Origin of the sequence: [Clostridium] aminophilum, from assembly GCF_900101295.1 — a bacterium.
GTDB classification, from domain to species: domain Bacteria; phylum Bacillota; class Clostridia; order Lachnospirales; family Lachnospiraceae; genus Clostridium_R; species Clostridium_R aminophilum_A.
The window spans coordinates 52,111-64,593 of sequence record NZ_FOIL01000010.1; the positions used below are offsets into that span (position 1 = coordinate 52,111).

At 53.1% G+C, this 12,483-nt stretch carries 11 protein-coding genes and 1 riboswitch; of the genes, 5 read left to right on the forward strand and 6 right to left on the reverse strand.

The annotated features are described in order from the left end of the window. The first annotated feature begins 110 nt into the window (after window positions 1–110). On the forward strand, window positions 111–2,114 hold the full coding sequence (locus BMW41_RS04445) for a hypothetical protein (RefSeq protein ID WP_074649032.1): 2,004 nt from the start codon (window positions 111–113) through the stop codon (window positions 2,112–2,114). A gap of 318 nt (window positions 2,115–2,432) precedes the next feature. After that, on the forward strand, window positions 2,433–4,439 hold the full coding sequence (locus BMW41_RS04450) for an autotransporter outer membrane beta-barrel domain-containing protein (RefSeq protein ID WP_074649033.1): 2,007 nt from the start codon (window positions 2,433–2,435) through the stop codon (window positions 4,437–4,439). A gap of 154 nt (window positions 4,440–4,593) precedes the next feature. On the opposite strand, the gene ribE is transcribed toward BMW41_RS04450, so the two are convergent. The 5 genes from ribE to BMW41_RS04475 all read right to left on the reverse strand — a co-directional run bounded on the left by ribE (window position 4,594) and on the right by BMW41_RS04475 (window position 9,188). Beyond that, complete coding sequence (ribE, locus tag BMW41_RS04455; RefSeq protein ID WP_074649034.1) at window positions 4,594–5,070, reverse strand: 6,7-dimethyl-8-ribityllumazine synthase; 477 nt, start codon at window positions 5,068–5,070, stop codon at window positions 4,594–4,596. A gap of 158 nt (window positions 5,071–5,228) precedes the next feature. Continuing rightward, complete coding sequence (locus BMW41_RS04460) at window positions 5,229–6,500, reverse strand: bifunctional 3,4-dihydroxy-2-butanone-4-phosphate synthase/GTP cyclohydrolase II (RefSeq protein WP_074649044.1); 1,272 nt, start codon at window positions 6,498–6,500, stop codon at window positions 5,229–5,231. Between the two features lie 45 nt (window positions 6,501–6,545). Beyond that, complete coding sequence (locus tag BMW41_RS04465; protein ID WP_074649035.1) at window positions 6,546–7,226, reverse strand: riboflavin synthase; 681 nt, start codon at window positions 7,224–7,226, stop codon at window positions 6,546–6,548. Next, window positions 7,207–8,457 (reverse strand): bifunctional diaminohydroxyphosphoribosylaminopyrimidine deaminase/5-amino-6-(5-phosphoribosylamino)uracil reductase RibD, encoded by a 1,251-nt coding sequence (gene ribD, locus BMW41_RS04470; RefSeq protein WP_074649036.1) that lies wholly within the window; start codon window positions 8,455–8,457, stop codon window positions 7,207–7,209. Before ribD ends, BMW41_RS04465 begins: the two co-directional genes overlap by 20 nt. Window positions 8,458–8,701: 244 nt before the next feature. Continuing rightward, a riboswitch (FMN riboswitch) is annotated at window positions 8,702–8,816 on the reverse strand. A gap of 72 nt (window positions 8,817–8,888) precedes the next feature. After that, window positions 8,889–9,188: an acyl carrier protein gene (locus BMW41_RS04475; RefSeq protein WP_083378781.1), complete on the reverse strand. Its 300-nt coding sequence runs from the start codon at window positions 9,186–9,188 to the stop codon at window positions 8,889–8,891. Window positions 9,189–9,341: 153 nt separating this feature from the next. Between BMW41_RS04475 and dapF (BMW41_RS04480) the strand changes: the two genes are divergently transcribed. From dapF (BMW41_RS04480) to BMW41_RS04490, 3 genes are read left to right on the forward strand one after another with little or no spacing between them, the layout of a single operon-like run. After that, window positions 9,342–10,205: a diaminopimelate epimerase gene (dapF, locus tag BMW41_RS04480; protein ID WP_031472973.1), complete on the forward strand. Its 864-nt coding sequence runs from the start codon at window positions 9,342–9,344 to the stop codon at window positions 10,203–10,205. A 49-nt stretch (window positions 10,206–10,254) separates the two neighbouring features. Next, window positions 10,255–11,058, forward strand: a complete 804-nt coding sequence (gene dapF / locus BMW41_RS04485; protein ID WP_074649037.1) for a diaminopimelate epimerase — start codon at window positions 10,255–10,257, stop codon at window positions 11,056–11,058. 29 nt (window positions 11,059–11,087) lie between these two features. Next, window positions 11,088–11,768: a cytidylate kinase-like family protein gene (locus tag BMW41_RS04490; protein ID WP_074649038.1), complete on the forward strand. Its 681-nt coding sequence runs from the start codon at window positions 11,088–11,090 to the stop codon at window positions 11,766–11,768. Window positions 11,769–12,199: 431 nt separating this feature from the next. On the opposite strand, the gene BMW41_RS14740 is transcribed toward BMW41_RS04490, so the two are convergent. After that, a partial coding sequence (locus tag BMW41_RS14740) for a group II intron maturase-specific domain-containing protein (protein WP_330386917.1) occupies window positions 12,200–12,483 on the reverse strand: 284 nt, incomplete at its 5' end.

Sequence of the window (12,483 nt, forward strand, 5' to 3'; positions counted from 1 at the left end):
TCTTGCTTTGCATAACAGGCATTATTGTTTTTTTGGTAAAGACTCTTATAATAATTTTTGTAATTTTTTGTCATTCCGTCAAACATTATAAAAAATGACAGGAGGAGCTTATGAAAAAACAAATGGCCGTCTGGATCACCGCAGGCACATTGCTGACACTGGCCACCGGCGTTCCGGCACTGGCGGAAACGGTTCGACACGAAACGTATGACATTTACAACGAGTCCGGCACTCTCGACGGTTCGGTAGACACCACCGAACCAGTCGGTGTGGATGTAACTGCCCAGGAATCGGGAGCCGACCCGGAAAACGTCAGCGTCAATGTAACCGGCGATGTGAAGGTTCAGAACTCGAACGCGGACTATGAAGACTCCGTATCCGGTGTTAAAGTGTATAGTGACTTCACTGATGGTTCGGTCAACGTATCCATCGGTCAGGATGACGATGATGAAATTTATACCGGCGGAACGGTCACCGTTACATCCACCGGAGAAAACGGAACAGCAAACGGTGTTAAAATTACGAACGAAGGTACCGCCCCTGTCAACGTTAACACAGGAAAAATCGATGTAACTGCCACCGGAGGGTATGAAACCAACGGTGCTTCGGTTTTTTCCCACAGAGGCCAAACCGATCTGACCATTTACGACGATATTTCCGCCCGGAATGACAATGCATCTACAACCGGTCTTTCCATAGACGACTGCGCTCCGACGGAGATGCCTGAAGAAGGTGGGGCTCACTCCACCGTCACGGTCTACGGAAATATCGGGGCTTCCTCGAAAAATAAGGACGCAACCGGTGTATCTCTGAATTCCGAGCATAATGATCTTCCGGATATCCGGTCGGAAGCTTATATCTACGGCAACGTAACCGCCGATTCCACATCCGGAAACGCAACCGGTGTGAAACAGTATATCCGAGATGGTGCCTCTCACATATTTATCGATGATATAACGGCCAAAACCAAAACCGGAGAAACCGCTGTCGGAGTAGATCTGAATGCAAACGGCGGTACAGAAAATATTTACGTGAATGGCGGAATCCACGCAGAGGGCGGAGAGGCGACCGGCGTTTCCGCAACTGTGGCCGCCGGAACTACTTCGAACATCATCATCGAAGTAACGAACGGAATTTTCGCAACCGGTACCGAAAATTCTGCCGGAATCCGTATTGAGAATATGATCGATGCTCCGATCCTGTCCTCCGACTCCGAGATCAACATCGTTTCGGATGGAAATGTGGAAAGCTTCGGCACCGGCATCGTGGACATGAACACCCTCAACGGAGTAAAGACAAATCTTGTTGTGGAGGGCGCTGTCATCGCCGAGGCCGGTCCTGCCGTCTCCGTCGTTACCCAGTCTCTGTCCAGTCTGGATCTCACCGTCTGGAAACTCGAGTCCAAAACCGGTCAGCTGGTAGCGGAACAGACGGAAGCCGGATACGCCGATTCGAAAACAGCACAGGAATTCGAAAAAGCCATTGACTACATCATCAAGGTTGCGCCAAACGCGTCGGATTATACCGATCTCACTGCGAAACGGAAAACGGTCAACGGTTATACCTACGACGTCGGAAAAGCAGGCGATAAAATTGCCGTGACCTTCCATGTTCCGGACGGATACACCATTGACTCGGCATACAGCGATGAATCCAGGACCGCTCTCCAACATGTCAGTGGTAATGAGTACCTTCTTGTGGTTCCCGACGGCGGAGGCGTTATGATCAACCTGAAACTGGTGCCGGTTTCGAACAATGGCGGAGGCGAAGATGATAACTACTCCGGCAATCCGCCGGCTGAGTATGAAAGCCATAATTTCTCCCGCAGCGGATCCCACTACTCCCTTACATTACGGAAAAACCAGATGGAAGTAGTCCTCTCCACCGCAGAACTGAAAGCTCTTCTGGAAAGCGGACTGACCGAACTGACCTTCATGACATCGGCCGGCAATTTCACTTTCCCGTCAGCTGATCTCTGGACCATGGTAAACAACTTCGCCACCGTTCGCTTTGCGGTCGAGGAGGGACACATGAATGCTTACGGTGACAATAATACGACCGCATTCAAGACCGCCGATCCGGACGTGGTCGAAAATACTGCTTCCCAAAACTGACACCACCCTTGCATATCCATGTCACTGTGAAGACTGACTGACCGGCTCTCACAGCATAAAATGCATACTGCCTTTGAGCAAAAACTGCCGTCCGAAAGCGGCAGTTTTTTTACGCGGCTAACTCGCCAACGCCAACGCCCCGGTGAGTTCCTGGCAACTGCCGCTAAGCAAGCCGAAACCCACGCTTGCATGAGGCCCTGGCGACTGTCGCTAAACGCCGAAAAAATATCTTCTACTGAGTTATTTTTTTCGTAAGATTGTCGTAATAAACCTATATATATTTTGAAACGTGAACATTCAAAAAAAGGAGGTATATGCATGAACAAACGACTTACCGCAGGCATAACTGCGGCCGTGTATTTTACCATGTCCGCAGTCACACCGGTATTTGCCGAAAGTGACCCCACCGGTCCGGTTAACGTGGTCAATGATTCTCCCACCATAGACCGCTCTGTCGACACAGACAGCAGCACGGGTGTGAGTGTACTGGCGACAGATCAGTTAGATAAGGACATGAGCGTTCAGGTAACCGGTGATGTAACCGTGACCATGGATCAGAGCGGGGACACCGTCACCGGCGTTGAGGTCACCAACACCAGCGATGCTAACGACGTCGACCGGATTGGCGTCACTATCGGTAAGAGCAACGAAAAGACCCCTCACTCCGGCGGAAATATAACGGTTTCTGCCACGGGAGGCAATTTCAATACAAACGGTGTAATGCTGAACAACGCCGGCGAAGGTAATGTCGCAGTAACCACCGGCAACATCAACGTCTCATCTGCCGGAAAAACCACTTCCGTCGGCGCTTCCGTAACGACAACAACCGATTACAGCGATTTATACGTTGACGGCGGAATTACCGCAACCGGTGTGAACGGAGATACCACAGGTCTCGAAGTCAACAGCAGAACAGATTCTGAATACAATTATCCGAATGCTTACGTGCTCGTCGATGGCAATGTCACAGCAACCTCGGAAGGCGGAATGGCAACCGGTGTGGATATGACATCGGTCAATTCCGGTCACTCAAGCGGCGTGCAGATCTTAGGAACGGTCGAAGCTACGTCTACCAACGGGGCCGCAACCGGACTGGACCTCAAAACCAAGAACAGCGGAATTCTCGCTACCATCGCGAACGGCGTCGAAGCCATATCAACAGCAGACTCAGCCATTGGCGTGGACATGAACTCAGTGAATGGTTACATTGATACCTTTGTCGGTAAAGGCGGTGTATATGCGGAAGGTCTCCGCGCCGTCGGCGTAAATGCAGACATTGACGACGCCGGCTCCCTCCTGTTGTTCCGGACAGGCGGCGGTATCTATGCATTCGGTGATGAAACCAGTGCAGGTATCCAGATCAGCCCCATCGATTCTCCGATGGATACCTCGGGCTCCACTTTGGCGATGCAGATCGCCGGAGACGTAAAAAGTACCGGAACCGGCATCATGGATCTGACGTCCGCGGAAGGCTTTACCTCCGACATCGTCATTGAGGGAACACTGATCGCCGATAATGGACCTGCGGTTTCCGTCATGAGCGACACGAAGTCTTCCCTGAATCTCACCGTTTGGAAGATTGAATCCGGAGCCGATTCTCTGGTTGCAGAGAAGACAGAAAAAGGTTATGCGTCCACCGAAACAACGGAAAAACTGGAAAAATCCATCGACTACATTCTTAAAGTCGATCCGGATTGGACGGATTCGGTTTCTTTCACCTCTGCCAATCAGAAAGAAAGCAAGAACGGTTCCGTCTACTCCGTCGGCAAAGAGGGCGAGAAGGTTGCTGTGAAACTCAATATTCCGGAGGGTTACTATGTTACTTCCGCTTACAGCGACGCAGACCAGACCGTTTCCCTGAAGCGTGACACGAACGGCGACTACTACCTCATCGTTCCGAAGGGCGGCGGCGTCATGATCAGCATGTCCCTTGCCCTGATCCCCGACAACAGTGACAGTAACGGCGGCGAAGGCAATGGCGGTGACGGCAATCCGCCGGCGTCCGGCACAACCGGTGCAACCGGAACTGCTTCTGCTGACAGCATCATCGCCAGCGGAACAGAATGCTCCTATACCTTCGGCGAAGGCAAGAGTTCTGTCACATTCTCCGCGGAAGAGATGAAGAACATCCTCACCGCAGAATATACTGACATGACCTTCCGGACCTCAGCGGGACAGTTTGTGATCACTGCTGCCGATCTCAATGAACTGCTTGCGAAATACGGAACACTTCGCTTTGCGATCCGCAACGGTCGTCTGGCGATCTTTGCAGATAACGGATATTCACCGGTCATGACTCTTGATCCGGCAGGCGCTGCTGTTTAAACGACAGCAACTTCAAGATCAACCGCTGATGTTTGATGCGCAACAACTTCTACATCAAACGCCGACATTCGGAGAACTCCGTCCCGCGGGACGGAGTTCTCTTTTTTATCTCTTTTTTATCTCTTTTTTTCTCTTTTTTATCTTATCCGATCTCTTATCCGATCTGCCGGAGCAAGTTCACCATCTCGATGGCGGAGAGCGCGCAGTCAAAGCCCTTGTTGCCGACTTTGCAGCCTGCTCTCGCGATGGCCTGCTCAATATTCTCCGCCGTGACCACGCCGAACAGTGCCGGTATGCCGGTGGTCAGCGCAACCTGCGCAATTCCCTTTGAGGCTTCATTACACACATAGTCGTAATGCGATGTCTGTCCGCGGATCACTGCCCCGACGCAGATCACCGCGTCAAATCTGCCGGACTGTGCCAGTTTCATGGCAATTACCGGAAGTTCAAAAGCTCCCGGAACCCATACGGCCGTGATATGGTCTTCCGCCGCCCCATGACGGACCAGTCCGTCCACAGCCCCGTCCAGAAGTTTTCCGGTGATCACCTCATTGAACCGGGACGCCGCGATGGCGACACGCATTCCCTCCGGTGCGACAACATTTCCCTCCATCATCTGAATATTTCTCATTGGTTTCTCTCCTCTTCTTTCTTACTCTTCCTCAGCAATCCTTTTCAATATCTCAGAACGTCAGTTTTTGTGCGTGGAGCGGGCCGTCAGATTCCAGGGCAGCGCACCATATGCTGACGTTTTCTTTTCCATACCGGTCTTCGCCTTTTCCTGTCTGATCAGCTCATCTCTCCGGTTCCCGGAAGCTGTGTCAGCATATGTCCCATCTTCGTCTTCTTTGTCATAAGATATCGGTAATCGAATTTCTGCGGTTTCGCCTCAATCGGCACTCTCTCGTCAATTTTCAGCCCGAATTCTTCCAGACGGTACACTTTGTCCGGATTGTTGGTGAGGAGCCGCAGAGACTTGCAGCCAAGATCCCGCAGGATCTGCGCTCCGACCCAGTATTCGCGAAGGTCCGGCGCAAATCCGAGGCGGACATTGGCCTCCACGGTATCCATTCCCTGTTCCTGAAGCGCGTAGGCCCGGATCTTATTGATGAGACCGATTCCTCTTCCCTCCTGCCGCATATAGAGGATCACGCCACGCCCCTCCTGCTCCACCATCCGCATCGCGCGGTGAAGCTGCTCTCCGCAGTCGCAGCGAAGAGAGCCAAAGGTGTCACCGGTCAGGCACTCGGAATGCACGCGGCAGAGCACGTGTTCCCCTTCACCGATTCTGCCCTTGACCAGTGCCACATGATGTTCTCCGGTAATGTCATTGATATAACCGTACATCCGGAAATCCCCGCAGGCAGTTGGAAGATGGGCCTCCGCCTCTCTCACCACATGTTTTTCGTGAATGCGGATGTAATCCTGAAGCTCGCGGATGGTGATGAACACCATGTTCCGTTCTCTTGCCATCTCCCGGAGTTTCGGCGTCCGCATCATGGTGCCGTCCTCATCCATCACCTCGCAGCACACGCCGCATTCCGTGAGTCCCGCAAGGCGCAGAAGATCCACCGTCGCCTCCGTATGGCCGTTCCGCACCAGAACGCCGCCTTTTCTCGCCACCAGCGGAAAGACGTGTCCCGGCCGCCGGAGATCCTCCGGCCGGGTACCCGGCTCCGCACACCGCATCATGGTAAAGGCTCTCTCCTTTGCCGAGATTCCGGTGGTCGTCTCCCGATGGTCGATGGATACGGTAAATGCCGTCTCATGATTGTCCGTATTCTCCGAAACCATGGGCGGCAGTCCAAGTCTCACCGCATGTTCCGCGCTCATCGGCGTACAGATCAGTCCCTTTCCGTAACACGCCATGAAGTTGATATTCTCCTGCGTCGCAAACTGTGCCGCACAGATCATGTCGCCCTCATTTTCCCGGTCCGGATCATCCGTGCAGAGAATGACTTCTCCGCGCCGCAGCGCCTCCAGCGCCTCTTCAATCCGGTTGTAGTGATATGTTTCCTTTTTTTCTGCCGATTCTTTGGTCAAAAATGTTTCCTGCTTCATGTTCCTCCGCTCTTCCTTTCGTTTCATCCGTTTGAGTTACCTCCGTCAAAACCCGTACTCCTTCAGCATTTCCATCGTGAGCGTGCTTCCGCCTTGGTACGTTTCTTTCCCTCCGGAGACTCCGCCCGCCGCAACCGCCATGGGTTTCAGCAGTTCCTGAACATATTTTCCGACGATGTCATACTCGAGATTGACCGTTTGCCCTTCCGCCTTTTCCAGAAGCGTTGTTTCTCCCCCCGTATGGGGGATCACGCTGACGGAAAAAGAGTTCCGGTCCTTCTTCGCCACGGTAAGGCTGATGCCGTCGACCGCCACGGACCCTTTCTCCACAATCAGCATGAAATCTCCATCCTTCGGTTCGATTGTCACCCACACCGCGTTTTCTTCTCTTCGTCTTCCGGTGATCACACCGGTTCCGTCAATGTGACCGGTCACGATATGGCCGCCGAACCGTCTGCCGGAGGCCATCGCCCGCTCCAGATTCACATACTGCCCCGCCGAAAGCGATCCGAGGGAACTTCTCCGCACGGTCTCCGCCATGACGTCGGCGCGAAATCCCTCCGGACGGACTTCAAATGCGGTCAGGCAGACGCCGTTTACGGCAATGCTGTCGCCGATCTTCACATCCTCCATAATTTTGTGGGCTTCCACGTCAATGACACCGGAATTTCCGCTTAATTCCATCCGGCGGATCCTGCCGGTTTCTTCAATGATCCCCGTAAACATCCTCTGCCTCCTTTATGCGGTACCGGATAAAAAAATCATCCCCATACCTTTGGATTTCCATGATCTCCAGTTTCCATGCCTCCTCCGGAAACGCGACGCCTTCTCCCTCCATCGGAGCATGTCCCCGTCCGCCAAAGAATTTCGGCGCGATAAAGGCGTCCGCCTCCTGAAGGATTCCCTCCCGTAGCGCATTTGCTGCCAGCGTTCCGCCGCCTTCCAGAAGGATGCTGTCGATCTCCCGCTCCGCCAGCTGTGCCATCAGCTTTCTCAGATCCGGGCGGCCGGTCCTTGGACTCGCCGGAATCCGGAGAACGGTAACCCCCGCGCGAAGCAGAGCTTTCTCCTTTTCATTCTGTCCGAATCCTCCGGCCCACGCATTCCTTTTGGAACTGCATTCGCTCTGTTCCTGCGTTCTGTGCCCTTCCGATGACGCCTCATCTCCGGTCCGGGCCACGCGTTCTGTCAGCTCCCCTTTTTCTTCCTCCGCGCAGACAATGGTCGGGATTTCTCCCGCGGTCCGCACGATCCGGGAATCCATGGGAATCCTCAGCCGGCTGTCCAGAATGATCCGGATGGGATTCCGGAAGTTTTCCCCCTCCAACCGGCAGGTGAGCATCGGATCATCCGCCAGAACCGTTCCGATTCCGACCATGATGCCCATATTTTCACTCCGCATTCGCTGCACCATTTCCCGGGATGCCGGTCCGCTGATCCATTTGGATTCCCCGCTTTGCACCGCTGTATTTCCGTCCGCCGTCATGGCGAACTTATACCGGACATAGGGCATCTTCTTTGTGATGTAGTGAAAAAAGACCGGATTCAGGGCATCGCACTCATCCTTCAGAACATCCTCATACACGGTAATGCCTGCCTCCCGGAGTTTTTTCACTCCTTTGCCGGCCACCTTCGGATTCGGATCCCGAGATCCGATCACCACCGTCCGGATCCCGACGGAGATCACCGCATCCGTGCAGGGCGGCTGTTTTCCCTGATGGCAGCACGGCTCCAGCGTCACATAGAGCGCAGCGCCGTCCGCCGGTTCCGTAAGGCTGCGAATGGCCTCCCGCTCCGCGTGAAGCCCGCCGTACCGCGCATGCCAGCCTTCGGCAAGAATCCGTCCGTCCCGGACGATGACGGCACCGACCAGGGGATTCGGATGGCAGAATGGATTTCCCTTTTTTGCCAGTTCGATCGCCCGACGCATAAATGCCGCGTCATATTCTGTTTTCATTGAGTTCCTTTCCTCTTCGGGGGATACATACCCGGAACCGGGCGGATGGAAGTGTATTGCCGGAACAAAGTCCGCAGGCAAATGTCGTTTTTCCTCCCCGGAGCACCGGGGAGATGCGGGAATCGTCTGAACCGCAAAAGCGTTCCAAGACATATCCCATAACACAAAACGCCCTGCAGTACAGCATACTGCAGGGCGAAATACACATCAAAAACCACGAAAGATACACCGATCTCTCATGTGCGACCATCTTCTTCCATCCAGACTTTACTGTCGGCCCCGGAATCTCACCGGATCATGCCTTTCGGCTCGCGGGCTTTACCGCCGGTCGGGAATTGCACCCCGCCCTGAAGATTATCAAATATTTTTATTTTCTGACCGAATTATACGACGGCAATCGGACGATGTCAACAAATCCACGACAAATCCGATCAATATTCTCTTCCGGAGAACCATCTGACCGGTTTCTCCGGGGCCGGAAGGTCCCGGTACATCCGGATGGCGTCCATCAGATCCCGAACGGTAATCAGCGTCTCCGCCAGTTCCGTCGGAAGCATTGTCCCGAAGGTCTCGTCCGCTTCCGTCAGGATCATTGCCATGTCAAAGGAATCCGCGTACAGGTCTTCCGTAAATACCGTATTCTCCCGTATCCCCTCCGGATCCATCTCCAGTGCTCTGCCGATGGCTTCGGCTACCTCTTTCAGCTCCGGTTCCGCTTTCATTTCTTTCATTTGTCTGTCCTCATTTTTCCTGTTTTGACCGCTTTCTATTGTATCATCTTTTCGCCTGTCAAAATACGGATTATATAGTTTTTTTCCAACAATTCGGATATAATACAAAGAGGTAATGACGATTTTTCAGCATGAAGACAGGAGTGATTCGACATGGAACAGTTCACCATTCAGAAGTATCACTGCATGGGTAATGACTATCTGATCTACGATCCGGCCCGCAACAAAATGGCGCTCGGTCCGAAGGCCATCGCAAAACTCTGCGACCGCCATTTCGGCATCGGTGCCGACGGTGTTCTGGTTGGACCGTGTTTTGATAATGACCGCCTCGGCGTCAAAATCTACAATTCAGACGGAAGCGAAGCGCCGAAGGGCGGAAACGGAATGGCAATCTTCGCGCGGTATCTCCGCGACCACGGATATGTTGAGAAAAACACGGCATCTTTTGATTCCGCCTCCGGTGAGGAGACCGTTGTCTACGAAAACGAGCAGAACACGCGCCTCAAGGTTTCCATGGGAAAACCGACCTTCTGGAGCGATGAGATTCCGGTTACCGGAAGCCGCCGCGAGATCATCAACGAAGTCATGACCTTCGGCAGTATTCCGTATGTCACAACCTGCCTTTCTCTGGGTAATCCGCACTGCGTCATCTGGATGAATGACATTTCCAAAGATCTCGTATGCCGGATCGGACAGGTCTCCGAAACCGCACCGTATTTCCCGGAAAAGGTCAACACACAGCTGTTAAATGTGCTCGACCGCACCAACATTCAGATCGAGATCTTTGAGCGCGGTGCCGGTTACACCCTTTCTTCCGGAACCTGTGCCTGCGCGGCGGCCTGCGCGGCATACCGCATGGGTCTGGCAGACCGGAACATGTATGTTCATATGCCGGGAGGCACACTTCAGGTTGAAATCTCCGAAAACGGCGAGATCTTCATGATGTGCGATGTCGGATACACCGGTGAGATCACCCTCTCCAATGAGCTTTGCGAACAGCTCCGGGCGCTGGCCTGACCTTCGCCCGATGTTCCTTTGTTCCAGCAATACACAGAAAGGTTTTTCTATGAAATTTACAAAAATGCACGGATGCGGCAATGATTATGTCTATGTCAACGGATTCCGCGAACTGGTAAAAGATCCTTCCGCAGCGGCAATCCGCGTCTCCGACCGTCATTTCGGCATCGGTTCCGACGGCCTGATCATCATCCGCCCGTCCGGGATTGCGGACTGTGAGATGGATATGTACAACGCCGACGGTTCCAGGGGTGCCATGTGCGGAAACGGAATCCGCTGTGTCGGCAAATATGTCTATGATCACGGAATCGTCGATCACCCGGAAATCGATGTCGCAACCGGCTCTGGAATCAAACATCTGAAGATGACCGTCGAAAACGGAAAGGTGTCTTCCGTCACCGTCAATATGGGCCAGCCGGAGCAGACATCCGGGCTCGATGAGACCATTCTCGTGGACGGAAAGGAATGGAAATTTACCGGCATTTCCATGGGCAATCCGCACGCCGTTGTCTTTGTGGAGGATCCGTGGACCATGGATCTTCCGAAGATCGGTCCGTCCTTTGAGACACATGAACGTTTTCCGGACCGCACCAACACGGAGTTCATCCATGTGGTGGACCGCGGTCACATCGACATGCGCGTCTGGGAGCGCGGTTCCGGTGAGACCCTTGCCTGCGGCACCGGGTGCTGCGCATGCGCTGCCGCCGCGATGCTCCACGGCATTGTCGATGACAGGGTTGACGTAAAAGTTCTCGGCGGAACCCTCACCATCGAGTGGAACCGCACCGACAACTGCATTTATATGACCGGTCCGGCAACGGAAGTTTTCAGCGGCGAGATCGAAGGTCTGTAAATTTGGATTGATTCACAGGAGGCATTTCCATGGCAGATAAAAAAGTGGTCATCACGATTTCACGGCAGTTCGGCAGCGGAGGCGCCGATATCGGTGCGATGCTTGCCAAAGATCTTGGCATCAATCTGTACGATAAAAGTATTCTCCGCATGACATCCGACGAGAGCGGCATCAAGGAAAGTTATTTCCATATTGCCGATGAGAAAGCCGGCAACCGCCTCCTCTATCGCATCATCGGAAGCATGGCTCCGGAGATCAGCCGTCCGTCTTTCGGATCCGATCTGGTTTCCGCGGACAATCTCTTCCGTTTTCAGTCCAATGTCATCCGCCGGCTGGCGAAGGAGGAATCTTGCATCATCATCGGGCGATGTGCCAATTATGTTCTGGACGGCCGGGAAGATCTGATCCGGATTCATCTGAATGCTTCCTTCGAATTTCGGAAAAAGCGCGTGGCTGCCATGAATCTCTATCTGCCGAATGAGCTCAACAAAAACATCAAGCGAATCGACCGTGAGAGACGCGACTACTACCGCTATTACACCGGCAGAAGCTGGGACAACCCGGAAGATTACGATCTCGTCATCCACACCGATAAACCGGGGATTGCCGGCACCGTCCGGCTGATTGAGGATTATCTGCAGGTTCTCGGCTATGATCTGGACCGGGATTTTCCGAATAACACTCTCGGCGGCAAAACGGCCGAAACTTGACGGAAACGCCATTTCGTAATAAAATGTGTGTAATCGTTGGAAAAATTTATTTTTTTCGATGAACGTGCAATAAAGACTGTGCTTTGTGCATTAACTTATTGAACGGTTATAAAAGCTTTCTTGACAGGTTTTTACGATGACGCATAATACCAAAGAAACCTCGAAATTCCAAACGTATTACTCCGTTTACACGCGCCATCCGCGAAATCTGTTCAGGATCATCTCCCTTTAGGTATCCAACCAGTGCCTTCCCGGAGATCCGAAAAACACCCGGTCGTATTCGGCTGGGTGTTCTTATTTTACGCACGTAACGCGTTTTTTCGAGTTAGTGCATTCCCGCTTGCGCGGCAGCCGGGCCAAACGAGATCGGATAGGGGAGATTTGACACTCCCCTTCCACACCACCGTACGTACCGTTCGGTATACGGCGGTTCAATAGTTTACACGAACTTTTAGATAGTGGGCTGATAAGGATGGATATCCGAGTCTGACCACTATTATCGTTTTGGTAAGCGCTGTGTTTAGCATCATCGCCGCTCTCCATGTGCCTTTTCTACAGTTAGCCAGTTCATGTACCTTCCATTCTGGCAAGTGTAGCGCCCTCAGCATCTTGTACCTCGTTCGCACCTTTTTCCATTGTTTCCAATACACTGCCCGGATTCTGTGGCGAAGCCACTCGTCCAGTTCCTCCATCAGGCCTTTCATGTCCGCATACC